We start from the raw sequence: 24,752 nt of genomic DNA on the forward strand, positions 1-24,752 counted from the left end.
ACTTAGCGGTGACTGGATTTTTTTATGTATGCGAGTTTTGAGTTAAAGTCATAAACCTATTTCTGGTGCCCGTTTGTGCTTAACACGGCAACAGGTTCACTTTATCGCAGTCTTTATTGGCTCGCTAAGTGAAGGTGTCTCTCCAGGGTTGTCCTGTCGAACTGCTGAGTATTGGTAGGTTGCGCCAAGCTGGCTCGGCCCAGGCGAAGTGGGTAATGTTGGCAGGCTAATCGCAGGCAAAAATAATCTTTCATGCAAATAGTTACGCGGCAACAACCCACGCAGAGGCTAAGCGCCGAGGCCGTTAAAGGGTGTGCCTGTGCATTCGTTTTCTAGACCAGCAAGGATTATTCGTGGCTATCAAGAAATCCGACCTTTACTCTTCCCTCTGGGCTTCGTGCGACGAGTTGCGCGGTGGGATGGATGCCAGCCAGTACAAGGACTATGTCCTGTTCATGCTGTTCATCAAGTACATCACCGACAAGTACGGCAACTCGGATGACTTCGCGCCACCGGTGACCATCCCGTTTGGTGCCAGCTTCAAGGACATGGTCGTCCTCAAGGGCAAGCCCAATATCGGCGACAAGATCAATACGCAGATCATCCAGCCGCTGATCGATGCCAACGCCCGGCTGGCCCGCAGTGACTTCCCCGACTTCAACGACCCGAGCAAGCTCGGCGAAGGGAAGGACATGGTGGAGCGGCTTAGTAACTTGATCGCTATTTTCGAAAAGCCCGAGCTGGATTTCTCGAAGAATCGCGCCGACAACGACGACATCCTCGGCGACGCCTACGAATACCTGATGCGCCATTTCGCCAGTGAAAGCGGCAAGAGCAAAGGGCAGTTCTACACCCCGTCCGAGGTCAGCCGCGTTATCGCCAAGATCATTGGTATCACCCCGGCCAATTCAGTCGGCGCCACCACGGTATATGACCCGACCTGCGGCTCCGGTTCGTTGCTGTTGAAGGTGGCCGACCAGGCTGGCAAGCCGATTACCCTGGAAGGCCAGGAAATGGACGTGACCACGGCCGGTCTCGCCCGTATGAACATGATTCTGCACGGGTTCCCGACCGCCAACATCCTGCAGGGCAACACGCTTTCCTCGCCCAAGTTCAAGGACGGCGAACAGCTACGCACCTATGACTACGTGGTGGCCAACCCGCCGTTCTCAGTCAAGACCTGGAGCGTTGGCTTGACGCCCGCCAACGATCCCTACCAGCGCTTTGCCTGGGGCGAGCCGCCGGCAAAGCAAGGCGACTATGCCTTCTTGCTGCACATCATCCGCTCCATGAAAAACACCGGCAAAGCTGCCTGCATCCTGCCTCACGGCGTACTGTTCCGTGGCAATGCCGAAGCGGTGATTCGCGAGAAGCTGGTGCGCTCCGGCTACCTCAAGGCCATCATCGGCCTGCCGGCCAACCTGTTTTATGGCACTGGCATTCCCGCCTGCATCCTGGTGCTGGATAAAGAGAACGCCGCCGCGCGCAAAGGAATTTTCATGATCGATGCCGCCAGAGGCTTTACCAAAGACGGCCCGAAAAACCGCCTGCGCGATCAGGACGTACACAAGATCGTCGACACCTATACGCGCATGCTCGATGTGCCACGTTACGCACGCATGGTCGGCCTCGACGAGATCAGCGACTCGAAGAACGACTTCAACCTCAACCTGCCGCGCTATATCGACAGCACCGAGCCGGAGGATATTCAGGACATCCTCGGCCACTTGCGCGGCGGCATCCCCCAGCGGGATATCGATGCCCTGGGGCGCTACTGGCAGGTGATGCCTGAGCTGCGTGCAGCGCTGTTCAAACCCGCCGGCCACCCCGGTTACTTCGAACTGGTCAATCGCGACGTCAAGCCGGTGATCTTCGGCCACCCGCAGTTCTCGGTGTTCAAGGCCGGCGTTGATGAGTTGTTCAAGCAATGGCTGGCCAACAGCACACCGCTGCTCAAAGGCTTTGCGGCCGATGCAGCCAGCAGCCACCCCAAGGAGCTGATCTTCAAACTCTCCGAAGACCTGCTCAGCGCCTTTGCCAAGGCGCCCTTGCTCGACCATTACGACATCTACCAGCACCTGATGGACTACTGGGCCGAGGCCATGCAGGACGACTGCTACCTGATCAGCGCCGACGGCTGGAAGGCGGGCGCGGCGGTGCGTGAGCTGCACAAGGTGAAGGACAAGAATGGCAAGCTGGTCTGGGCTGAGAAACACGACTACAGCCAAGGCAAGCGCCGCTTCAAGTCCGACCTAATTCCGGTCGAGCTACTAGTTGCCCGCTACTTCAGCGCAGAGCGTGAGGCCATTGCAGTGCTGGAAACGCAACTGGCCAGCATCGAGCAAAGCCTGAGCGAGCTGCTAGAGGAGCACAGCGGCGAAGATGGCTCGCTCAGCGAAGTGGTCGAAGGCGAAGGCGACAAGCAGAAGGTCACCGCCAAAGCCATCAAGGCTCGCCAGCGCGAGATCGATAACGACCCGGACTATGAGGATGAACTTAAGGTGTTGGCCGACTATGCCAAGCTGCTCGACCGGCAAAGTACCCTCAAGGCCAAGCTGAAAAAGGCCGAGGAAGACCTCGATAACAAGACCCACGCCAAATATCCGCAGTTGAGCGAAGCCGAGATCAAAACCCTGGTGGTGGACGATAAGTGGCTGGCCGCCTTGGCTGTTGCCGTGCAGGGCGAATTGGATCGTGTGTCGCAGACCCTGACCGGGCGTATTCGTGAGTTGAGCGAGCGCTATGCCACGCCGTTGCGACAGCTTGTTGATGAAGTTGCCATGCTGGCCAGTCGCGCGGACGAACATCTGCAAAAGATGGGCGCGGTATGGAAGTGAAGCCGGGCTACAAGCAGACGGAGGTTGGGGTTATTCCCGAGGAGTGGTGCGTTCGTCCGCTTCTCACTACCGTACGTATCGCAAGCGGCCAAGTCAGTCCGAAGGTTGAACCCTACAAGTCGATGGTCTTGGTAGCGCCGGATCACATTGAAAGCTCGACGGGGAGATTGCTTGCCAAGCAAACCGCAGAAGAGCAACGAGCAATTAGCGGCAAATATGTTTTTGAGAGCGGCGACATCGTTTACAGCAAGATTCGTCCGTATCTGCGCAAAGCCGTTCTCGCCAGCTTTGCGGGCCTCTGCAGTGCGGACATGTATCCACTTAAGCCTGCAGCTGATGTCTCATCAGGGTTCATATTTGCGACCGTACTGAGCTATCGCTTCTCAAAGTACGCTGAGTCCGTTTCCGTTCGCAGCGGAATGCCCAAGATTAACCGCGCAGAGTTGGCAGAGTTTACTTTAGGACTTCCACCCCTCCCCGAACAACGTGCCATCGCGACGGCGTTGAGTGATGTGGATGCGCTGCTGGTTGCGCTGGAGCGGCTTATCGCCAAGAAGCGCGACCTCAAGCAGGCCACCATGCAACAGCTTCTTACCGGCCAATCCCGCCTGCCCGGATTCTACGGTGATTGGCAGGTGAGGTTGCTTGGAGACTTAATTAACAGCTGCTCTAGTGGAGCAACCCCTCGGAGAGACCAGCCGGATTTCTATAAAGGAGATATTCGATGGATAACAAGCGGTGAGCTGAACTACAACGTCATCACTGATACTGTTGAGAAAATTACGAGCGAAGCGGTCGCCCAAACAAATCTCAAAGTGATTCCTAAAGGAACTTTCCTGATGGCAATCACGGGCCTTGAGGCAGCCGGTACACGAGGAAGTTGCGCAATTGTTGGGGAGCCGTCAACGACCAACCAGTCCTGCATGGCGATTTTTCCAACGAGTGAGCTACTAACTGACTATCTTTTTCACTATTACGTCTTTCGTGGCGATGCGCTTGCCCTTCAGTACTGCCAAGGCTCCAAACAGCAGAGCTATACAGCGAAGCTCGTTAGAAAATTGCCAATATCTGTCCCGCCTACGACCGAAGAGCAAACCGCCATCGCCACCGTGCTGTCCGATATGGACGACGAGCTGGCCGCGTTGGAAAAACGTCTGGCCAAAACCCGCGCTCTCAAGCAAGGCATGATGCAGGAGCTGCTCACCGGAAGGACTCGCCTGGTATGACCAACCTGAGCATGGACGCCAATCAACGACCGCAGACGACCAAACTCCCCAGCACCATCATCAGCGTTTATGACCTGCTAGCGGACACGGCGCTGGTGATTCCCCAATATCAGCGCCCGTACAAATGGACGGGCAAACATATCAATCAACTGTTTTCCGATATCGTCATCCATAAGGACAAGTCCGCTTACCGCCTGGGCACCATCGTGCTTCACCGCGAGGGCGAAAAGAAGAACATCGTCGATGGCCAGCAGCGCACCATCAGCCTGTTGCTGGCGGCCCGTGCGCTGATTCAGCGGTGCAAGGCGCAAGCGCTGGAGAGCGATGACCTTCACGAGCGCTTGATCGCGCTTGAGCCGTTAATGATCGACCCCCTTTTTAGCAGCGAGATTTCGCAGAAGAACATCCACAGCAATTACCTTGAGGTGGCGCGCATCGTCAGTCGTGCGGATTTTACCGAGGCGCATATCGACTTCTTTTTGCACAAGTGCCAGGTGGTGGCCGTGGAGCTGGCGGATGTATCGGAGGCCTTCCAGTTCTTCGATTCGCAGAACGCGCGGGGCCGCGATCTGGAGCCGCATGATCTGCTCAAGGCTTACCACCTGCGCGAGTTCAGCCCGCGTGACGAGCATTTGAAGGTTGCCACTGTGGCGCGCTGGGAAAACACCAAGACCCAGGAGCTGGCCAAGCTGTTTGCGCAGTACCTGTACCGCATCCGCAATTGGTCAAAAGGGGAGTCGGCGCGTTATTTCAGCAAGGACGACAGCGACCTGTTCAAGGGCGTGAATCTCGATACGGTGGCCAGCTACCCCTATGTGGAGCAGTTGCGCATCGCTCACCATTTTGTCGACCACTACAACGGCCAATACGAGCGCAAGATCGACGCGCGGGAGATGGCTTTTCCCTTCCATCTGGATCAAATCATCATCAACGGTCGGCGCTTCTTCGAGCTGATCAGCCACTACCAGAACGAGGTGGCGCGGATCAGCAGCAAGACCTGGAATGGGCATGAGCGGGGCGGGGATTCAGTGCTCGATGGCTTTGCACCAAGGATCATGGAGGTGCTCGACAGCTACCCGGCGAGAACCCGCACGGGTGATCGCTACGTGCGGGCGATGTTCGATTGCTTGTTGATCTACTACATCGACAAGTTCGGCCACGCGGAGCTGTCGCGGGCCATCGAGAAAATCTTTATCTGGGCTTACAGCCTGCGTTTGCAGATGCAGGTGGTGCAGCTTGCGAGCATGGATAACTATGTGCTGGCTAACAATCTGTTCAGGCTGATCAAGGACGCCACTCGCCCGGCGGACGTTATCAATCAACCGCTGAAATCACTCACCAGCAGCAGTTCGACCAAGACCGAGGCAATCGAGGCGCTATTCAGAGAGATGAAATACCGTGAGTGAGGCCATCACCCAGCTTTCAATCCAGCAGCTACTAGGCGGCCGTGATGATTACGTTATCCCGATGTATCAGCGCAATTACGCCTGGGAGGAGGGTGAGATTACCCAATTGATTCAGGATGTAATCGACTACCTGCCTGAGCCAAATAAGCCCGCGCGCAATTACTACATCGGCAGTCTGGTGGTGTATGAGCGCGCAGACGGCAAAGCGCCCGTGTTCGAGACCATCGATGGTCAGCAGCGGCTGACAACGCTGTCGTTGCTGACCTCCTACCTGAAGAACAGCAAGGCTGTTGACCTCGATTGGTATGCAAACCTGAGCATCCACTTCGATAGCCGCGAGCATTCGCGGGCGACCTTTGCGGCCATCTTCGAGGGGCGTTTCAAGGATGACCCTGCCGAGGTGCTGGCTGAAAAGCAGATCAATACCGGCATCCTCAATGGCTATCGGCTGATCCATAAGGTGTTGCCGCACAAGCTCAAAGAAAACGACGTTTCACCCCAGCAATTCGCGGATTTCCTGTTTCGTTACGTGCAGATCATGCGCGTGAAGGTGCCAGCGGATACGGATCTGAACCATTACTTCGAGATCATGAACAACCGTGGTGAGCAGTTAGAGAAGCACGAGGTGCTCAAGGCACGGATGATGGAGACGTTGCAGGACTGCCCGCACAGCCAGAACTGCCTGCATACCGTCTGGGAAGCCTGCGCGAACATGGAGCGCTACGTGCAAATGGGCTTAACGCCTGGCCAGCGCAGCAGCGTTTTTGGTGAGAGGGATTGGGGCCGGTTGGTGCCCGCGAACTTCGATGAGCTGACGGCTGCGCTGCAGAGTACGCACGAGGTGGCCTACAAGGTGGGGGCTGAGTTGTCCCTCACGGACATCATCGGCAGGCCGCCGGTCACGGCGGAAAAAACCGATAACGGTGAAGAAGCGCCCGAGCGCTTCAATACGGTGATCAACTTCTCCAACTTTTTGCTGCATGTGCTGCGTGTCGATACGCAGGCGGATATTCCTCTGGATGACAAACGCCTGCTCGACCTCTTTGAAACCCATGTGCTGAAGCAGCCAAACCCGGCTGCGGCCGTGAAGCGCTTTACCTTCAGCCTGCTGCGTTGCAAGTACCTGTATGACCAGTACGTGATCAAGCGCGAGTTCATCCAGGGCGAGGATGGTTGGAGCCTTAAACGCTTCAAGTGGAACGACGGTGGCAAAGCGGGTGGCGCGGGGCGTGGCAGTTATGTGAATACCTTCGGCGAGGAGGAGGGCAGCGAGGGCATCAATCGGCGTATCTTGATGCTGCTGTCGGCGTTGCATGTGTCCACGCCCACGCTGGTTTACAAGCATTGGCTCAATGCCGCGCTGCATTACCTGTTTCACGCCGAGCAGATCGAGGCTCAGGCCTATCTGCAGCAGATGGAGTCAGTCGCCAAGGCCTTTGTGTTTGACCGCTTTCTGGCTGCCGAGGCGGGCTTGGAATACTTCTCGATGATTTACGGGAACCAGGGTGTTTGTCAGACCCGTCGCGAAGACGTTACGGCGGAAGCGCTGAAGCCGCGCCTGCGCTTCGGCAATATCGAAAACAACCTGGTGTTCAACTTCCTGGATTACCTGCTGTGGCTTGAGCACGGTAAGAGTGAGCCGGTGAAGTCTTACGAATTTACTTTTCGCAGTTCGGTGGAGCATTACTATCCGCAGAAACCGCTGCCAGGCATCGAGCCACTGGCTAAGGACGACCTCCACTCGTTCGGTAATCTTTGCCTGATCAGCCACGAGAAGAACTCACGCTTGAGCAATTTCACGCCTGAGCAAAAAAAGGCGTTCTACCTGAAGAACACCCTCGACAGCGTGAAACAGCACTTGATGATGCAGCCCGAGACTTGGGATGTTCCGGCAATACGCGAGCATCACCAGCAAATGATCGACGTGTTGCTCAATAGCCTCGCTAGCCAACACGAGACCGAGTGAATACCGCAGGATGCCCCAGATGACTCAACAACCTCGCTCCGAACGCCATACCCAGAATCGAGTGGTGGCGCTGTTTACCGACAAAACGCGACCTGACTGCCTCGGTTATGACTACTTGGGCGAGTGGAGCAAGCGCGGGCACAACCGCAACATTGAAGCTGAACTGTTGCAAGCCAACCTGACGCAGCGTGGTTACAGCGATGTGCAGATATCGGCGGCTCTGCAAAAATTGACGGCTGCGGCGGATGCTACGGGCATCACGCTGTATCAGGCCAACCTGCGCACCTATCAGTTGCTGCGCTACGGGGTGCCGGTGCAGGTGGCTGTTGGTCAGGCCCATGAGACGGTGCATCTGATCGATTGGGAAAATTCTGACGCTAACCACTTCGCCATCGCCGAAGAAGTGACCTTGCGCGGCGGCCAAGAGCGACGCCCGGATCTGGTGATTTACCTCAATGGCATCGCCATCGGTGTGATTGAGTTGAAGCGCAGCTCGGTGGATGTGACCGATGGCATCCATCAACTGATCAGCAACCAGGAGGCAATCTTCAACCTGGGGTTCTTCAGCACGGTACAGATAGTGTTTGCCGGCAGCGATTCCCAGGGCTTGCGCTATGGCACTGCAACCACGCGCGCCGAATTCTTTGTCGAGTGGAAGGCGGAAGCGGTAAAAACCGAGCCGGTTGAGTTGAATCGGCTGCGTGAGATCCCAGCGCACTATCACGCTTTGCCCGGGGCAGAGCTAGGACAATCGGGTTATTTGCTGGATAACCCGTTGGCGCAGATGTGCGAGAGGTCGCGCCTGCTGGATTTGATCCGCAATTTCACCATCTTCGATGCGGGCATCAAGAAGGTGCCGCGTGCTCATCAATATGCCGCCGTAAAGGCTGCGCAGGAGCGGGTACGGCGTAAAGAAGGTGGGGTGATTTGGCACACCCAGGGCAGCGGCAAGAGCATCCTGATGGTGTTGATCGCCAAGTGGCTGCTGGAGCATGACCCGGACGCACGCATTTTGGTGATTACGGATCGCGACGAGCTGGACAAACAAATATCCGGGGTGATGCGCAATGCCGGGGTTATCGGCCCTGATTCACCTTCGCCGCGTATCACCTCTCGCGCTGATTTCGTGCAAAAGCTGTCTGCCACTACGCCGCGTTTGCTGTGCGCGTTGCTGCACAAGTTCGAGCCGGATTTGAGCGTGCCGCCGCCTGCCATGCATGGGCGGTTTTATGTGTTTGTAGACGAGTGCCACCGGACTCAGGGTGGCGACATGAACAGGCAGATGAAGCAGTGGTTGGCAGGGGCGTTATTCATTGGCTTTACCGGCACGCCGCTGCTGCGCAAGGACAAAAAGACAACGCGCGATGTGTTCGGCACCTATATCCACACCTACAAATTTCACGAGGCGGTCGCTGACAAGGTGGTGCTGGATCTGAAGTATGAGGCGCGTGATGTGCCGCAGCGTTTGACCTCGCGCAAGGCCATTGATGCCTGGTTCGAGCAGCGAACCAAGGGGCTGAACAACTATCAGAAGTCGATCCTGCGTAAGCGCTGGGCCACGATGGAGGCATTGATGAGTGCTGGTGAGCGCAAGCAGCGCATCATCGCCAGCATCATCGAGGACTTCAGTTTGAAGCCCCGGCTGAACAATGATCGGGGGACGGCAATTCTGGTAGCGGCGAGCATCTACGATGCCTGTCATTACTTTCGCTTGTTTCAAACCACGTTGTTTGGCCCTTACTGCGGCATCGTCACGTCGTATGAGCCGAACCATAACGCCATCTCCCGTGAACCAGCGCAGAGTGACGAGCGCTACAAGTTCGATACCTACACGCAGTATGTGTTCAAGCAAGGCCAGAGCACGACGGCTTACGAGGAAGAGACCAAGCGGCGCTTTATCGAGGAGCCTGCCAATCTCAAACTGCTTATCGTTGTCAGCAAACTGCTAACCGGTTTCGACGCGCCCAGTTGCTCGTATATCTACCTGGATAACGAGCTGCATGACCACAACCTGTTCCAGGCGATTTGCCGCACCAACCGACTCGACGGTGATGACAAGGACTTTGGCTATATCGTCGATTTCAAGGAGCTATTTGGTGATGTGCAGGATGCCATTTCGGTCTACACCTCCGACGAATTGGATATCGATACGGGCAACGGTGGCAGCAATAACGTCGAGTTGAAGAACTGGCTGGTTGAGGGCAAGAAGCAACTGGATGCAGCCCGTGAGGCATTGAGTTATCTGTGTGCCCCGGTGGCGCCACCGCGTGAGGTCGAGCAGTTCATCCATTACTTCTGCGGCATGGCTGCCGATGCCAATGGCCTTGATGAGAGCGAACCGCTGCGGATCGCCTTCTACAAGGCCGTGGCCTCATTCGTGCGGGCGTTTGCCGACGTTGCACAGCATCTGACCGAGGCTGGGTACTCGGAGGCTGAAGCGGGTAGGCTGCAGGCTGAAGTGCAGTTTTATGCCGACGTGCGTGAGGCAATCAAAAGGCATGCGGGTGAGGAACTGGATATCAAGCCATTCGAGGCGGATATGCGGCACCTGCTCAACACCTATATCCAGGCAGATCCGGCTGATCCTTTAAGCACCGTCGATAACTTCTCGTTGGTTGAGTTGATCGTCCAGACGGGCGTTCACGATGCCATCGCCAGGAAGCTCAATGCCAAGGGCAAGCTCTCCAAGGATGCGGTTGCCGAAGGCATCATCAATAACGTGCGCAAGACCATCATCCGTGAACAATTGACCGACCCAAGGTTCTACGAGGGGATGTCGCGTTTGCTGGAGGATCTGATCAAGCAGAGTCGTGATGATGCGGCCGCTTACGAGGAGTTTCTGCGTAAGGCCGAAGCGTTGGTGCGGCAGATGGCACAGAAGGGATCGGGTGGTTCTCCTCCGGGCCTTAACGGTCGTCGCGAGGCGACTGTGCTGTTCAATAACCTCGATAGCATTGCCGCGACGACTTTTCAGTCCCCGCACGATGAGGCAGAAAAAGTGCAGTTGGCTTTGGCCATTGATACTGCCATGCGCGGCTCAGCTCCGGCCGCCTGGCGTGGTGATCCCGCGCGTGAGGCGCAGGTGTTGAATGCGCTGTTCCCGCTGATGGGGCGCGACCGTGAGGCAACCTTGGCCATTTTTGAAATCATCAAGAGCCAAGCGGGATATTGATGAGCGAGATCATTGAGCTAGGTGACATTTCCATTTCGGTGACCCGCAAGGACATCAAGAATGTTCACCTGACCGTGCACCCGCCACAGGGCCGGGTCACATTAGTTGCCCCGACTAGCACGCGGCTTGAGGTGGCACGGGCTTACGCGATTTCAAAACTGGGCTGGATTCGTGATCAGCAGAGTAAATTGGATGCACAGGCCCGCGAGGAGCCGCGCCAGTTCGTGGAAAGAGAGAGCCATTACATCTGGGGGCGGCGCTACCTGATGGTGGTGAACTACCAAGATGCCAAGCCAGCGGTGAAGCTCGACCACAAACGCATCACCTTAACGGTGCGCCCTGGTAGCGACACGCTTAAACGTGCAGCGGTGATGCATGAATGGCATAAGCAGCAGTTGCATGCAGTGGTGCCTGCGCTGATCAGGAAATGGGAGCGCAAGCTGCAGGTCAAGGTGGTGGGGTATTACCTGCAGCGAATGAAGACCAAGTGGGGGAGCTGTAACCATCGCGCCGGCAATATTCGCTTGAACACTGAGCTGATCAAGAAGCCCAAAGATCTTCTTGAATACGTGATCATTCATGAGATGGTGCACCTGCTGGAGCCTACCCATAACGAGCGCTTTGTCTCCATTCTAGGCGAGCATTTCCCAACTTGGCGTGAAGCGCGAGCTGAGCTAAATGAGCTGCCGCTTGCTGCGGAGGTTTGGAGATAAGCCATTTGCGATATCTCCAGTAGCCTGCAGCATAGGACAGTGAAGAGTTTTACATGTTTTGAACGTATGACGTATCGCTAAGTAGTAAGAGGCGCTGCTACTGAAGACGTGGCTTTTCATGACATTTGTTATCTACTTTGCGGTGTAAGGAATTCTGTGAGTTGCGAAAATTTCTACCGACAACTTGAAGAAGAAATTCATCGATTAGATGATCTCTTTAATGGGCTTCCTGCTCGTCATAGGGCGCGGATTGAAGACCCACTACTGGAGACTCCAGGGCTCGCGATTATAGCGTCTCGTACGACAGCTCTAAGGCGAGAGTATCTTGCTGGTATAGCGATTAGCACTGCTAAGCCGACTCTCGGCTTAAAGACGCGACGGCTCAGAGCGGAAGACTGGCGGAGCGTGTCAAGGGTGGCAAGATTGATTTCTAGTTTGGCGTCTGAATGGGAACACAATGCCGCTCGTCCACGACCAACCGCCCGGCTTCCAGGTCAAACGGCAACACCCACAACCGCAAGCCTCTCCCGTAATCGAAAGCAGGTAACCCCACCTGCAGACCCGACCAACTCGGGTAAACTAAAAAGAGGTTAGGTACGCCCTCATCTGTCCGGTATTGATGGCCATAGGCAAAAAGCTGATAAAAATCCGCTTGGCTCAGATGATAGTTTTTCTCGTGTTTCCCCGCGTCGATTCGCTTCCACTTCGTATCCAAAATCCACCGCTGTGCAGGCAGATCTATCAAAATATCCGGTCGCAGGCAAAACATCTGCCGATCATCATGCTCGCACAGATATTTGCTCCGCGATTGGGCGGTCATCTTGGCTTCAGGTATGAGGTTACGTTGTAGCCAATCCTGCACATAGCGCTCGAATAGCCGTTCCATTGGGAACAGCAAGCTCATGCCGGCGGTTCGACCAACCAGTGCTAGGGGAACGTGCTGACTAAGGATCAGTTCGCACCAGGGTTTAACCGGTCTGTAGTGACTCATCAACCGATCATCGCTCCAGGCCCGTAGGTCTTGAGCGATATTGCGGCTACCTCGAGTGCTTGCCGTTAATGCCTGTAGTTCAGTTGCAAGTCGCCAGTTTCGGGGGCTAGTCGTGAGTTTCGCAACCTGGTCCAGCGCAAGCTTAAGCAGGCGGTTCTCAGCGCGGTCCGGTAAGAATATGTCATGGCGAATCTGAAAGTGGTGCTGTCGCCCCGGTGGCTGGCGCATTTGCGCTACCACATTCAACTGACCTCTGAGGTAACGCTGCTCTTCCTCGACCCGTTCGTAATCAAAGCGTATGCCGCGCTTGAGCAACAAATCGAGCTCGTTTAGGAACTGCTCCATCACCCACTCGCTGAGTGGTGCATCAAACGCTTCGACGTTTGCAGCTCCTGCTTTTCGCGGTTTCAGTTGAAGCGCGTTTTGAATCAGCTTACGTAGCAACTGGCGACTTTTTGCTACGCAGCCATCCTCCTCGTGATGCTTAGGGAGGATTTCCAAACGGGTGCCACAGGGGGTTTCCAGCACCCCGACATACGAGTCCCACTTCAAAGTGCGCCGATTTGTAAGCTTTAGGACGCTTGCGCCACTGGCTTCCAAGCACCCGCTGAAGTCACACAGCCAATCGAACGCGCTTTGTGAGACCTGGGCTAAATCGAGCGAAGGCTGCACTTCTTGTGTCGTGAGGCGTGCGTATTCGCGGATCGTGACGGTTGTTTTCACGATTCTTGATTCTGCAGGTGGCTAAGTAGCTGACGCCCCAAGCGTCGGGTGTTTAATCTATTGCCGGTCTCTCCCTGCATGCTCAACCCAATCGTGTTCGCCAATTCCCGTAGCGCTGGGTATGTGGGTTGTTGTCGCTGTCCTTGGCGTAGTACTTCGATGGAGCCACTGGCGAGTTCTCGCAAGACCAAATCGCCCGATGAGGCTTCGCGCTTTACGGCTTGTACGCTGCTCGGCAGCTGGGTGTCGAGAATGCTGAGGTAGGCTTCCAAGCGTTGAAAAGCTTCGTCGTTTAATTCCCAAGACGCTTTCTCAAGGCCGAGAGCGATTTCGCTGCCAAACAAAGCCTCCGCTTGGCTCGGGCGCTGTTGGACGAATTGATCGCAGGTTGGCTTGCGATGGTCATTGAGGACCCAGGCTATGCGTTGCCAGTCCTCGAAGAAGTACTCCTGCAGCAATGGAAGAATCTGATTGTGAAAAATCTCTTCCAGCCGCGTGATCGAATTGTCGTTTTGCAACGGCATGAAATAGGCATGACCCAAGCGGTGATCCCTATCCAGCAGCGCTTCTATCCGCTGGTTCATCGCGCGCAGCAGTTGTCCGATGTTGAGTTGATCATTAATCACCACATCGTCTAGCAGCTCGGGTTTGGGTGGCATTTCCCGGAAAGCAAAGCGGCGTCGTAGAGCAATATCCAAACCTGCCAGCGAGCGATCGACAGTGTTCATTGTGCCGATCAGAAACAGGTTGCTGGGGACGCTGAACGGTTTTTTCGAATACGGCAGCATCACGGATAGTGCTTCATCGGCATCGGTTCGCTTGCTCGGCTCGATCAGGGTGATGAGCTCGCCGAATATTCGAGACATATTGCCGCGGTTGATTTCATCGATAATGAGCACTCGCGCATCGTTGAGCCTTGGCGCCTCGGTCGGCTCAAGCAGGCGCTCCACTAGAGCTGCGAAAAGGTTCTGATAGCCGTTGACGAGGTACTTCTCTAGGTCGGACTCGGCTACCCGTTCGAATACCCGTTTCTGTCGAATGTCCTCAACCGTTATACGGCCGTGCTGAACGTAGGTGAGGAGTTGGCGGATGATGCTCAACGGCAATGGCAGACTGCCCCCGCTAGGCTTATCGAATTCGATTTGTTCGCTGCCAACTTTACGCACTACATAGCTGCCGAAACGTTGATCGACTTGCAGAGCGAGCTCTCCGCTACTGGCTACGTTACCGAGAAGCCCGGCCAGCTTGTCCCGGTCCAAGGTGGTGCTGCTCATCTCATACAAGGTCATTTGGCTGAACTGGCCGTTGAGCAACTCGGTGTGCGGCAGGGAAGGGGCGTACTCACGTAGCCACTTCACTGAGCGCATCTGCGAGTAGCCGGCATCGAACTCTGGGTGAGGCTTGTACTGGTAATCGCCGGTCACCTCTGCGATCGCGCGGAATTTAAAGTTGCCATCGGATACGACGATCAAATCACCAATCTTCATTCGCGTAACGAAGGCTGTGACGCTGGTGATGCCATAGTCATTGGCCGGGTTGGCGGGTATTACGCCAGCTGAAGCGAAGCGTTGTTGCACTACCAGGCGGCTGGTACACCCGGAAAAATCAATAGCATCGCCATACCCGAGCAGCACGTAGCCGCCCTGTAGGCACTCCTGATAAACGTGGGAGTCATCCCCTAGTGTATTACCGAGGGACATCTTCCAGACACGTCGCCCCCTAAGGTCACTTGGGGCCTGAGCTTGGTGCGTCACCTTGGCTGCTGCGGCTTCACAGATTGATTTGAAAACACCATCCACGACTTCATAGCGCAATTGTTGGGTGCTTTCATCGGTCGTGGCGCGCAAGCCCTCTACGAAGTCTTCGTAGCTGAAGCTTTGGTGGAATGTGACGAAGCGAATCCGTTCTTGCTGGACGAGTTCATCGAACCGACGCTTGAGGACGGCGCGGTTTTTTGAGTGCTCCCGCAGCGTCTCAGGGTCCAGAATCTCCAGAGCTAAGTCGATAGTCGCATAGGTTTTCCCGGTACCGGGTGGACCAAAGAGGATCTGGTTAAGTGCCACGCCGCGTTGCTTCAATGCAAATACTCCATGCCAGTGGATCCGCTCGAGAGCGCGCCGAACGCTGGCGTTCTCCGAGACCTTCGACCCAGATGCGATGGTGAGCGCCGTGGTTTGCTGCTCTGTAGCGCGGGGTGAAGGCGTAAGGTGTGCCAATCCTACACCGGGATCGGCCCTTTCCTACAGACGTAGGTTCGCATTGGATGGGGGGACGCGCCGAAGATGAACAGCCTGACCTTAATCCAATCCTCCATGAGCCTGCTGCTAATGCATTCCTGATCATCACTGAAAATTTGATGGAGGCGTAAAGGCAGGGCGAGTCTTGTGCGAACCGCTTATGTTTTGAGGTCTAACTAGGTAAGCTTGGCGGTTGGGTTGAAAAACATAGGAAAGGAGTGCAAGGGATGTCTGAGCAGAATAAGGAGTTGCTGGATAAGATTCACCGCCAGCTAAGCGGGAGTGAATCGGATCTGTCGTCAAACGGGAGGAAATCGTTAAATTATCATATGTCTAACATTGCTGCTGATCTTAGGAAATGGTCGCGGGAGCGTAGGGATGATCGTGATAGTCGGACAGAAACCACTACGTGGGCGCTGGGTATTCTGGCAATATTCGCGTTTGCTCTGATTCAGCTTGGCGGGCAGGAAACTTCTGACTTCGAGTGGGTGCAGCAGAACCGAATCGCAATTAAGATTTGGGGTGTAGTACTGGCCGCGGTTTACATTGGTGTGTCGGTCGAGCGTTCAGAGTTGGTGAAGTCGATCTGTATGTTCTCATTTACCAAACTCGTTGCCTCCCTTGCGGCTTCAGGGTTGATCGTATATTCGACGGGTAAGGCTGCAAGCGCTATCAATGATGTGTTTGGCGTTGATGCCTCGGTGTTCCCTGTCACGCTAGTTTTTACGACTGCAATTATCCTATTTAATTTGGTGGCGCCTTTTTTTGCTTGGCATTTCAGTGGCAGCGCTTCTTCATCTTTTCAACTTTATCGGGTGGGTCAAAGCACAATTTGATGGCCCGAATTATCGGTTGCCTCCTTTTCACTCAGCCATGTTTCTGTTGGTTGCTGTTATTCTTATGTTTCAGGGGTGGGCGTGGTCGAAGAATGAACTGAGCATGGAGCGACTTCCCGAAAAGATCTATCTAATTGCCTACAAGCTAGATTTTAACGAGAGGCATCAGTGTGGTAACTTGAAAAAAGATGTGTCTGTCGTCTATTTAGGGGCAGGTCAGCAAAGCGTGCTTGCGAACCCTACAAAACTGAGGGATTTTGATTTTTCTGACTTTTTCTCAGCGACGGTTAACGTGCCAGCACATTTCTTTAAGATGAAGTGTGAATATCCTAGCTATGATCAAGCTGAGAAGACCTAAAGCCATGGACCCTCTACCGACGCTCTTCACCGACCGCCTCACCTTCTGAAGATGAGTAGCTGGAGCGCCTTCAAAACGGGGGATGGACTTAGGCTTTGAAGGCATCCAGTGAGGGAAGGGCAATTCAGCGCATCATGCCCAGCTCGGCATCATCCATCAGCGCCTTAGCCAATGCGCAGAGGTAATGCGAAGCCCAGATCAGCTGGGGTTTGTCTTCCATCAAGCCGTCCAGGGTCATATCCCGTGCGTAGCCCATAAGCTCCGAGGCTTGTTCGCGGGCGCTCTGGCAGGGGATGCCTGCTTCGATGCGGAACAGCGGATGGGTCTGGTTTTCACCCTGGTAGAAGGTGGTTTTGCCGACGGTGAATTTGGTTTCTTCTGTGGTCATTGTTCTATCTCCCCGAAATCTCTAGTGCCTGGTCTGGCCTCATCGCCGGCAAGCCAGCTCCCACAAATACTGCATAGGCCTCGAGATCTGTGGCGCAGCTTAGATCCATGTGGGAGCCTTGCTTGCTGGCGATAGGGGCAGCCCAGGCGACACATAAATGAAGCCTTAGTGCAAAGTCCTAGGCTCAGTGGGCATCTGCACCTGGACCAGTGCGGACTCAAGCAAAGCTCGCAGCGTCTCCAGCTCATGCATCGAGGCCATCATCAGAATCGACGCGGGCGATTTGGGCTGTAGCAACATAGCCTGATGCACAACGGTCGCCGCGCATAGCGCGTAATCCGTGGCCTGGATCAGGGTGTCTTCAAGGGATAGAACATTGTGGGGTGGATCAGGGACTATCTTCAGCATAAACCCTCTCAGTGCCTTAAAGGGCTGCCGCAGATCCGCTGTCAAACGGAAGGGTGGCAGCTGTTTGTGGGTTGACAGACCGGGGGCACTGAGAATCCCGGCGCACACAGAGGTGCCCCACGCACAGCTGCCATAACTGGCATTGCACATGCTCTCAGTGAACCACGGCCTGTCAAAACCGTGCCGCCAATTGGTAGCGGCAGGTCGAGACTATGGTTCACGATTTCCATGTGCAACGAAAAACAGGCGCAGGGAGTATCTTTGGGAAATGGCCTACAAGGAAGGGGTTAATTCTGACTTTTTTTGCCCATTCACCTTCACAGCATGCAACGCCGGCTGCTCTGTTAACGGTTTGTGGCTCTCAAAAAGCTTTCCACTCACGAATCCCTGTATCCAGTTATGTCGCGATGCCAACAAACAGTCCAGCATGGACTTTCACCACTCAAGCCTTGAAACTGACCCGCTCGCATCTGGACCAAGGCAGGTCACGGGCCAGCCCCCTGCAACGGACGCCAAGTAACAGCCCATGGAATGCACCAAAGATGACTATCGAAGCTTTTGCCCCTTTCCAGCGCTTTGCCGCGGACCTGCTGAAGTATCTACCGGCTGACCAGCCAGATGGCTCCCACGACCTGTCCCACATCCATCGCGTATGGGTCAATGCACAACGGATACAGCGCGTAGAAGGCGGCGACCTGGAAGTGCTGCTTGCAGCGACTGTGCTGCATGATTGTGTCGCAGTAGAAAAGAACTCGCCCTTGCGTGGGCAGGCGTCAACGCTGTCCGCACAAAGGGCGGCGTCAATCCTGGCTGAAATGGGCTGGCCCTTGCAGCGCATCGAGCAGGTGGCGCATGCAGTCAAAACCCACAGCTACTCGGCTGGCTTCGAACCGCTCACCCTTGAGGCCAGGATTCTTCAGGATAGTGATCGCTTGGACGCCATAGGTGCAGTGGGTATCGCCCGGTGTTTTTACGTTTCCGGGCGAATAGGGTCGGCGCTGTACGATTTCGAGAACCCCACTGCGTGGGGGAGGGAGTATCAGGACAAGGCGTATACGGTCGAGCACTTTCATACCAAGCTGCTCAAGCTTGCGTCAGGTTTTAAAACTGCTGAAGGGGCTCGGCTGGCTGCTGAACGTCATGTTCGGCTTGAAGTGTTTCTTGCGGATTTCATGGATGAGATCGGGGCTGGCGGGGCAGGGGCAAGTGGGTAGGTTCCGAGATTTTCGGCAGTTTGTATGCGCTAAATCGGTCTCGTGGAATAGCATATGACTGATTGATGTAGCAGGGTCTCTGTGGGAGCGGGCGTGCCCGCGAACACCGGCGCAGCCGGTGCCAGCCACCGCGTTGAGTTCTTCGCGGGCATGCCCGCTCCCACAGGCGCGGCGTTGCGCTTGCGAGTTGAGCTCTCTGCGCGATAGCGCAACCCTAAGGGCCGGGCGATCTCTTACAGATCGTGTACTTGCCTCGAAAACGAAGCTGGCCAGGTGGTCGGTATCTCGGGCGCAACCAGTCGATTTACTAGAGGGATGCGGCGGGGCGCAAAATTGTCACGCGCTTTAAGTGCGATGCCTAGGGATAGATAATGGCTCGGCTGCTTGTCGTGTATGTGGCCATGTACTTGTCCAGACTTTCTCTCGTTTTTCTTCCACTAGCATCCAGCAGCAGGCCTGAATGATTTGGTGGCGCGTTAGAGTAGGCACACTGCGGGTGGTTCAGAAACTGGCGCTAATGCAATATTCTCTAACAAAGTGAGGCGCGGGTTTCGGAACGGTCCTACATACTGGACGAGATTTTTTTTATAGCCTCCAAGCCTTTCCCCTACAAGGAGTTGGCGAAATGGCTTGCCACGGTTATATGTCAATAAAAGGCCGTAGTCGCGGGCTGATTTCCGCAGGTTGTTCTACCGTTGACTCGATTGGCAATCGTTGCCAGTCTGCTCATGTCGACGAAATTATGGTGCTTTCGTTTAGCCATAACCTGTCCAATATGGGTAATGTCGAGCGAGCTACGCATCGTCCAGTTTTGATAACAAAATATATTGATAAGGCGACTCCGTTACTGGCTGAAGCATTGACCAGTCGGGAGATTCTTGAGTGTCGAATAAACCTGTATCGCATCAACGCTGGTAAGCATGAGTGTTTCCTCCGAATAGACTTGCAAGATGCTATTTTAGTGGATCAGCGTATGGAAGTGCCTCACTCGGTTTTGCTGAATGCGCAAGACCCTCAAGAGTACCTCGCCATTCGCTATGGTTTTATCGGCTGGCATCATTTGATTGCTAATACCAGTGGTTACGCAAGCTGGAGTGACATTCCATGAGCCGAAGCGATGCAGGCGGCGGTATGGATGACGATTTCTGGGAGGTAAGTAGCCAGGCGGCTCGGCTGACTCAATATGCATGCGAGGTAGGTGCGCACTATTTAGGGGATGATATCCTTAGAGCCCGGTTTGTCCAAGAGATTGCCTACGTAGGCAAAGCAATTGTTGATGATGTAAGCGCGGGTAGGGTCTCTGCCAAAGAAGGACAAGAGGCACTTGAGCAAGAATACCTTGAACTGCTCACCCAGGTATGGGAGTACTCAAAGTTGGTGGCGGGTGTGACCGCGGGGATTTTGCAAGTACATACAGGTGCCGCGGTGTGCGGCTTTTCTCTTGGTGTCGGTTGTTTGATTGGCGGGGTGCCAATGATGCTGCATGGCGCAAACAATATTTACGAAAATGGACTGAATATATTCTTGGGGCAGAGAGGTACTGTTGGGCCTATACGAAAGGCCTACCAGAGAGTGGCTGTGGCGGCAGGCGGCACAGTGTCCGACGGAAACGTGGCTTATGGAACTTTAGATCTCGGATTGTCTGCCTATAATGTCGGTCGGTTGGTTTTGAAGCCGGGGGCCTGGAGGCTGTTTCGCTACGTAAGGGCAGATAAAACCCAAGCCTTGAAGACAATGAGCACTCATTCTATTGTTTTCGAGGTTGGTATAGACATGTTGACAGGTGAACAGGTAAGAGTCGAACTGAGGGATAGGTGATGGCATGGTTATTCATTTTGTGCACCGTGTTCAGTGTGTGTGGTGCATTCATTTTGCGTGCCAAGTGCTCGGGGCCTCATCTCGGTTATGGGCTATTCTGTCTGTGCTTGCTATATAATATCTTCTTTGTTGTTACATATATGAGGATATTGGAGTTCCAACAGTTTTTATTTTTGGGATATCAGCCTGAATTCCTCAAGAAAAATATCATGGTGGGGTGGGTTGCTCTGGTAGGTGTGTTCTTACACTGTGGAGCAATGCCCACTAGGGGCGCTACGTAGAGCAACTGGGTTGCGCATGAGCAGTTGACTCAGGCCAGGTTGAACGCTTCGCGGGCACACCTGCTCTCACAGGGTGCCGGATAATAGGTTTAAAGCTCGGACCATGCCCGTCTCAGAATGGCGGCGCTACATATACAACCCGGTTTCGTCCATTCTGTTTAGCGTCATACAGTCCCCTGTCAGCGCGTTCCAGTGCGTCATCCAGCGTTTCACCCTTGGCAAACAGGGTGCACCCTACGCTGACGCTCACCTTCAACTGGCCACATGGCAACTGCATCGGGCTGGCACCCACCTGTTCGCGAATCCGCTCAGCAATCCGCGTCAGTTCTTCGCTGTCTTTAACATGCAAAATAGCGACGAACTCCTCACCCCCATGGCGCACCAGCAGGTCATCGGGGCGAAGTGCTGCACGCAGGCGGCGGGCAGATTCGCAAAGCACTTTGTCACCGCCGCCATGGCCGTACTTGTCGTTGATGGATTTGAAGTGATCCAGGTCGGCATAAACCGCACCCAGTTGTGAGCCGTTCAACTCTGCCAATCGCCGTTCATGGTCTTCAAACGCCGACAGCGCGCCGCGGTTCCATAGTTGCGTCAAAGGGTCGAGCAGGGCTTTGCGCTGCTCGCGATCCATTTCAAGCCGCAGATCGCGGTTCACCTGCGCCAAGGTACGCAGCTGCAGATATCCCTCGGCGAGCGTGGCCAGGTCCCTGAAATTCGCTTGTTGAGCCTCGCTGAGCACGCGCGGGTGGGGATCGAACATGCACAGCGTGCCGATGGCTTTGCCGTTGCCGGCGCGCAAGGGGTGGCCGGCGTAAAAGCGGATGTAGGGCGGGTTGAGCACCAGCGGGTTGTCGATGAATCGCCCGTCGCACTTGGCGTCGGGCACCATCAGGGTACCCTCGCCGAGAATGGCGTAGCCGCAAAAGGAAATACTGCGCGTCGTCTCGCTTGCCTCAAGCCCTATGCGGGCCTTGAACCACTGTCGGTCCTGGTCGATCAGGCTGATAAGCACAGTGTCCACATGGGCCAGGTCCTGGGTAAGCCGCACCAGGGTATCAAGGTAATGCTCGGCTGGTGTATCGACCAGGTTCATGTCATCGAGCGTGCGCTGGCGAAGCGCTTCGTCTGCGGGTAAAGGGCAAGCTGGCATCGTTGGTCCTCCATTCCCTGGTTGGCTGCTTTTGCACCTGGCGGGGGCGCGTTCTCTATACCGTCGAGACAAGCACAGCATAGGTTATAGCGTGGAGCCTAGGGCTGCAGGTGCGGCTGGCCATTTCTTGCCGAGAGTGTGATTTCTTTCGCTCGATAATCGTCAAGATTGCTACCCCTTCGCCGTCGTCTGGGGACTGATACAGGGCCTTTCATGCAAACGCTGTTGAACGAGATTCTCGAAGAAGTACGTCCCTTGATCGGCAAGGGCAAAGTGGCTGACTACATTCCTGCGCTGGCCGATGTGCCAGCGAACCAGCTGGGCATCGCGGTCTATGGCAACGATGGCAGCTATTACTGCGCAGGCGACGCCCTGGTGCCGTTCTCGGTGCAGAGTATTTCCAAGGTGTTCAGCCTGGTGCAGGCGATTGGGCACTCGGGGGAGGCCATTTGGGAGCGGCTTGGCCATGAGCCTTCTGGCCAGCCGTTCAACTCGCTGGTGCAGCTGGAGTTCGAACGCGGTCGGCCGCGTAATCCTTTTATCAATGCGGGTGCGTTGGTGATCTGCGATATCAACCAGTCGCGCTTTGCTGCACCCACTTTGTCGATGCGCGATTTTGTGCGGCGGCTATCGGGCAATCCGCACATCTCGATCGATGCTCGCGTTGCCGATTCGGAGTATCAATTCCGCGCGCGCAATGCGGCCATGGCTTACCTGATGCAGTCGTTCGGCAACTTCCATAACGAGGTGGAGACGGTGCTGCGCAGTTATTTCAGTTATTGCGCGCTGCAAATGAACTGCCTTGATCTGGCTCGGGCGTTCTGTTTCCTGGCTAACGATGGGTTCTGCAAGCACAGCGGTGAGCAGATTCTGACCCGGCGCCAGACCCAGCAGGTGAACTCGATCATGGCCACTAGCGGGCTGTATGACGAAGCAGGGAATTTCGCCTATCGGGTGGGGTTGCCGGGCAAGAGTGGCGTGGGGGGCGGGATTGTGGCGATCGTGCCGGGGCAATTCACCGTGTGCGTGTGGTCGCCGGAGTTGAATGCGGCGGGTAACTCCCTGGCCGGGATGGCGGCGCTTGAGTTGCTGAGCTCGCGGATTGGGTGGTCGGTGTTCTGATCGGCGGGCTCGCTTGTTGTGCGACGCGGCGGTGTGGCGGTTTACTTACCTGTGAAGAATACAACGCGGTGTATGGCACCGGCTTCGCCGGTGTTCGCGGGTGAACCCGCTCCCACAGGTACTGTGGCTGCGTTGAAGGCTGTGGTGATCTTGTGGGAGCGGGCGAGCCCGCGAAGAATCCAACGCGGTGCATGGCACCGGCTGCGCCGGTGTTCGCGGGCATGCCCGCTCCCACAGGTACTGTGGTTGCGTTGAAGGTTGTGGTGAGCCTGTGGGAGCGGGTTTACCCGCGAAGAATGCAACGCGGTGCATGGCACCGGCTGTGCCGGTGTTCGCGGGCATGCCCGCTCCCACAGGTACTGCGGCTGCGTTGAAGGCTGTGGTGAGCCTGTGGGAGCGGGTTTACCCGCGAAGAATGCAACGCGGTGCATGGCACCGGCTATGCCGGTGTTCGCGGGCATGCCCGCTCCCATAGGTACTGCGGCTGCCTTGAAGGCTGTGGTGATCTTGTGGGAGCGGGCGTGCCCGCGAAGAATCCTGCGCGGTGCATGGCACCGGCTGTGCCGGTGTTCGCGGGCATGCCCGCTCTCACAGGTACTGTGGTTGCGTTGAAGGTTGTGGTGAGCCTGTGGGAGCGGGTTTACCCGCGAAGAATGCAACGCGGTGTATGGCACCGGCTGTGCCGGTGTTCGCGGGCATGCCTGCTCCCACAGGTACTGCGGTTGCGTTGAAGGTTGTGGTGAGCCTGTGGGAGCGGGCGAGCCCGCGAAGAATGCGACGCGGTGTATGGCACCGGCTGCGCCGGTGTTCGCGGGTGAACCCGCTCCCACAGGTGCTGCGGCTGCCTTGAAGGCTGTGGTGATCCTGTGGGAGCGGGCGTGCCCGCGAAGAATGCAACGCGGTGCATGGCAGCGGCTGTGCCGGTGTTCGCGGGCATGCCCGCTCCTACAGTGGAGCTTTCTTGAGTGAACGAACTCAGGCCCCTCCACCAGCTATCTCCCGAGCAACCCAGCCCTTGAACGCCTCCGCCACCGGCGATGGGTGCATCGCGCCTGATTGGGCCAGCACCACTTTTTGCGGTGATACCTCTTCCAATAATGGCCGGCATAGCAGCGGTGTGCCGTCATAGCAGTGGTCCCCGGCGGGCCGGGTGCATGACAGGGCAACCCCGTAGCCATGCGCGACGAGGCCCCGTTGCATCTCGAAGGTCTGGGTGTATTGCTGAGTGCGCGGTTGCAGGTTATGCGCCCAAAACAGTGAAAGAAAATACTCACGCGTTTGTGCGATGTCCTCAAGAATCAAACACTCTTGCGCCAGCTCATGCAGCGGTATCTCGGCCAGGTGGGCCAGGCGGTGATCAGTGGCGATGAGTGCGTAGGGCTTCAACTCAGCCAGTACCTGGCGGGGCAGCAAGGGATCAAGGCCAATGTCATAAGTCAGCGCGAGCTCGGCTTTACCGGCGCTCAAGTGGCGGTGTACGCCTGCCAGGTCAGTCTCGAAAAGCGTTACCTCGACATCGGGATACTGCTTGCGAAAACTCGACAGCAGCCGCGGCGCGTAATAGGGGCCCAGGTCTTGAAAGCAGATGAGCGACAGGTTGCCGCGAAGCGAGCCGCGCGTGGTATCCGCGTTCTGATTCATGGCAATGGCCATGCCGATGATATCGCGTGCCTGGGCCAGTAAACGCGTGCCCGCTGACGTCAGCTCCAGCCCGCGGCTCACCTGGCGCCGGAACAGTCGCTCGTTCAGCGCCTCTTCCAGCTGGGCGATCGCTACCGAAACCGATGGCTGTGAAACGTGCCGGGCTCTGGCCGCAGCGCTGATGCTGCCGTGCTCGGCCACGGCGACGAAGTACTCGAGCTGCCTGAACGAGAACCCTATCATCTTTTCCTATACTCGGGATTAG

At 55.9% G+C, this 24,752-nt stretch carries 18 protein-coding genes; 12 read left to right on the plus strand and 6 right to left on the minus strand.

Going from position 1 to position 24,752, the window contains the following annotated elements; all coding sequences use genetic code 11:
* Positions 1-353 precede the first annotated feature (353 nt).
* The 6 genes from CAG00_RS01035 to CAG00_RS01060 are packed head-to-tail and all read left to right on the plus strand — an operon-like array spanning position 354 to position 11,320.
* A complete protein-coding gene (locus CAG00_RS01035; RefSeq protein ID WP_085663215.1) occupies positions 354-2,837 on the plus strand; it encodes a class I SAM-dependent DNA methyltransferase in 2,484 nt (827 codons plus the stop codon).
* Positions 2,828-4,063 carry a restriction endonuclease subunit S gene (locus CAG00_RS01040; protein WP_085663216.1) on the plus strand — a complete coding sequence of 412 codons (1,236 nt, stop codon included), beginning with the start codon at positions 2,828-2,830 and terminating at the stop codon, positions 4,061-4,063. The genes CAG00_RS01035 and CAG00_RS01040 overlap by 10 nt, the downstream gene beginning before the upstream one ends.
* A complete protein-coding gene (locus CAG00_RS01045; RefSeq protein WP_085663217.1) occupies positions 4,060-5,469 on the plus strand; it encodes a DUF262 domain-containing protein in 1,410 nt (469 codons plus the stop codon). The genes CAG00_RS01040 and CAG00_RS01045 overlap by 4 nt, the downstream gene beginning before the upstream one ends.
* Complete coding sequence (locus tag CAG00_RS01050) at positions 5,462-7,435, plus strand: DUF262 domain-containing protein (RefSeq protein ID WP_085663218.1); 1,974 nt, start codon at positions 5,462-5,464, stop codon at positions 7,433-7,435. Before CAG00_RS01045 ends, CAG00_RS01050 begins: the two co-directional genes overlap by 8 nt.
* Before the next feature lie 19 nt (positions 7,436-7,454).
* Positions 7,455-10,607, plus strand: coding sequence for a type I restriction endonuclease subunit R (locus CAG00_RS01055; protein WP_085663219.1), 3,153 nt, complete (start codon positions 7,455-7,457; stop codon positions 10,605-10,607).
* Positions 10,607-11,320, plus strand: coding sequence for a M48 family metallopeptidase (locus CAG00_RS01060; RefSeq protein ID WP_085663220.1), 714 nt, complete (start codon positions 10,607-10,609; stop codon positions 11,318-11,320). The genes CAG00_RS01055 and CAG00_RS01060 overlap by 1 nt, the downstream gene beginning before the upstream one ends.
* 430 nt (positions 11,321-11,750) lie before the next feature.
* On the opposite strand, the gene CAG00_RS01065 is transcribed toward CAG00_RS01060, so the two are convergent.
* Both CAG00_RS01065 and CAG00_RS01070 read right to left on the minus strand, forming a co-directional pair.
* Positions 11,751-13,034 (minus strand): McrC family protein, encoded by a 1,284-nt coding sequence (locus tag CAG00_RS01065; RefSeq protein WP_085663221.1) that lies wholly within the window; start codon positions 13,032-13,034, stop codon positions 11,751-11,753.
* The gene (locus tag CAG00_RS01070; protein WP_256578923.1) at positions 13,031-15,112 is read right to left on the minus strand and encodes an AAA family ATPase; all 2,082 of its coding nucleotides are present in this window, start codon (positions 15,110-15,112) and stop codon (positions 13,031-13,033) included. Before CAG00_RS01070 ends, CAG00_RS01065 begins: the two co-directional genes overlap by 4 nt.
* Before the next feature lie 386 nt (positions 15,113-15,498).
* Here CAG00_RS01070 and CAG00_RS01075 point away from each other — a divergent pair, with 386 nt between their 5' ends.
* Positions 15,499-16,107, plus strand: coding sequence for a hypothetical protein (locus CAG00_RS01075; protein ID WP_085663222.1), 609 nt, complete (start codon positions 15,499-15,501; stop codon positions 16,105-16,107).
* Between the two features lie 103 nt (positions 16,108-16,210).
* On the plus strand, positions 16,211-16,465 hold the full coding sequence (locus CAG00_RS01080; RefSeq protein ID WP_139832693.1) for a hypothetical protein: 255 nt from the start codon (positions 16,211-16,213) through the stop codon (positions 16,463-16,465).
* 124 nt (positions 16,466-16,589) lie between these two features.
* Here the strand turns inward: CAG00_RS01080 and CAG00_RS01085 are convergent, their stop codons facing one another.
* Together CAG00_RS01085 and CAG00_RS28970 are read right to left on the minus strand one after the other, a co-directional pair.
* Positions 16,590-16,853 (minus strand): DUF3077 domain-containing protein, encoded by a 264-nt coding sequence (locus CAG00_RS01085; RefSeq protein WP_003256566.1) that lies wholly within the window; start codon positions 16,851-16,853, stop codon positions 16,590-16,592.
* A 165-nt stretch (positions 16,854-17,018) separates the two neighbouring features.
* Positions 17,019-17,261 (minus strand): hypothetical protein, encoded by a 243-nt coding sequence (locus tag CAG00_RS28970; protein ID WP_085663224.1) that lies wholly within the window; start codon positions 17,259-17,261, stop codon positions 17,019-17,021.
* Positions 17,262-17,803: 542 nt separating this feature from the next.
* Here CAG00_RS28970 and CAG00_RS01095 point away from each other — a divergent pair.
* The 3 genes from CAG00_RS01095 to CAG00_RS01110 all read left to right on the plus strand — a co-directional run bounded on the left by CAG00_RS01095 (position 17,804) and on the right by CAG00_RS01110 (position 20,293).
* On the plus strand, positions 17,804-18,475 hold the full coding sequence (locus CAG00_RS01095; RefSeq protein ID WP_085663225.1) for an HD domain-containing protein: 672 nt from the start codon (positions 17,804-17,806) through the stop codon (positions 18,473-18,475).
* A gap of 625 nt (positions 18,476-19,100) precedes the next feature.
* The gene (locus CAG00_RS01105) at positions 19,101-19,583 is read left to right on the plus strand and encodes an Hcp family type VI secretion system effector (RefSeq protein ID WP_085663227.1); all 483 of its coding nucleotides are present in this window, start codon (positions 19,101-19,103) and stop codon (positions 19,581-19,583) included.
* Positions 19,580-20,293: a DUF4225 domain-containing protein gene (locus CAG00_RS01110; RefSeq protein ID WP_085663228.1), complete on the plus strand. Its 714-nt coding sequence runs from the start codon at positions 19,580-19,582 to the stop codon at positions 20,291-20,293. Before CAG00_RS01105 ends, CAG00_RS01110 begins: the two co-directional genes overlap by 4 nt.
* Before the next feature lie 393 nt (positions 20,294-20,686).
* Here the strand turns inward: CAG00_RS01110 and CAG00_RS01120 are convergent, their stop codons facing one another.
* Entirely contained in the window at positions 20,687-21,724 is a 1,038-nt protein-coding gene (locus tag CAG00_RS01120; protein ID WP_085663229.1) for a sensor domain-containing diguanylate cyclase, read from the minus strand.
* Between the two features lie 213 nt (positions 21,725-21,937).
* Between CAG00_RS01120 and glsB the strand changes: the two genes are divergently transcribed.
* Positions 21,938-22,846 carry a glutaminase B gene (gene glsB, locus CAG00_RS01125; RefSeq protein ID WP_085592323.1) on the plus strand — a complete coding sequence of 303 codons (909 nt, stop codon included), beginning with the start codon at positions 21,938-21,940 and terminating at the stop codon, positions 22,844-22,846.
* A 975-nt stretch (positions 22,847-23,821) separates the two neighbouring features.
* On the opposite strand, the gene CAG00_RS01155 is transcribed toward glsB, so the two are convergent.
* Complete coding sequence (locus tag CAG00_RS01155; protein ID WP_085663231.1) at positions 23,822-24,730, minus strand: LysR family transcriptional regulator; 909 nt, start codon at positions 24,728-24,730, stop codon at positions 23,822-23,824.
* Positions 24,731-24,752: the final 22 nt, after the last annotated feature.

The sequence above is a fragment of the Pseudomonas sp. B5(2017) genome (genome assembly GCF_002112825.1).
Lineage (GTDB): Bacteria > Pseudomonadota > Gammaproteobacteria > Pseudomonadales > Pseudomonadaceae > Aquipseudomonas > Aquipseudomonas putida_Z.

What these genes read in the sequence shown, in the direction of transcription:
- CAG00_RS01040 (WP_085663216.1), top strand. Translation starts at nt 2,828, where the DNA reads ATGGAAGTGAAGCCGGGCTACAAGCAGACGGAGGTTGGGGTTATTCCC.
- CAG00_RS01045 (WP_085663217.1), top strand. Translation starts at nt 4,060, where the DNA reads ATGACCAACCTGAGCATGGACGCCAATCAACGACCGCAGACGACCAAA.
- CAG00_RS01055 (WP_085663219.1), top strand. Translation starts at nt 7,455, where the DNA reads ATGACTCAACAACCTCGCTCCGAACGCCATACCCAGAATCGAGTGGTG.
- CAG00_RS01060 (WP_085663220.1), top strand. Translation starts at nt 10,607, where the DNA reads ATGAGCGAGATCATTGAGCTAGGTGACATTTCCATTTCGGTGACCCGC.
- CAG00_RS01075 (WP_085663222.1), top strand. Translation starts at nt 15,499, where the DNA reads ATGTCTGAGCAGAATAAGGAGTTGCTGGATAAGATTCACCGCCAGCTA.
- CAG00_RS01080 (WP_139832693.1), top strand. Translation starts at nt 16,211, where the DNA reads ATGGAGCGACTTCCCGAAAAGATCTATCTAATTGCCTACAAGCTAGAT.
- CAG00_RS01085 (WP_003256566.1), bottom strand. Translation starts at nt 16,853, where the DNA reads ATGACCACAGAAGAAACCAAATTCACCGTCGGCAAAACCACCTTCTAC.
- CAG00_RS28970 (WP_085663224.1), bottom strand. Translation starts at nt 17,261, where the DNA reads ATGCTGAAGATAGTCCCTGATCCACCCCACAATGTTCTATCCCTTGAA.
- CAG00_RS01095 (WP_085663225.1), top strand. Translation starts at nt 17,804, where the DNA reads ATGACTATCGAAGCTTTTGCCCCTTTCCAGCGCTTTGCCGCGGACCTG.
- CAG00_RS01105 (WP_085663227.1), top strand. Translation starts at nt 19,101, where the DNA reads ATGGCTTGCCACGGTTATATGTCAATAAAAGGCCGTAGTCGCGGGCTG.
- CAG00_RS01110 (WP_085663228.1), top strand. Translation starts at nt 19,580, where the DNA reads ATGAGCCGAAGCGATGCAGGCGGCGGTATGGATGACGATTTCTGGGAG.
- CAG00_RS01120 (WP_085663229.1), bottom strand. Translation starts at nt 21,724, where the DNA reads ATGCCAGCTTGCCCTTTACCCGCAGACGAAGCGCTTCGCCAGCGCACG.
- glsB (WP_085592323.1), top strand. Translation starts at nt 21,938, where the DNA reads ATGCAAACGCTGTTGAACGAGATTCTCGAAGAAGTACGTCCCTTGATC.
- CAG00_RS01155 (WP_085663231.1), bottom strand. Translation starts at nt 24,730, where the DNA reads ATGATAGGGTTCTCGTTCAGGCAGCTCGAGTACTTCGTCGCCGTGGCC.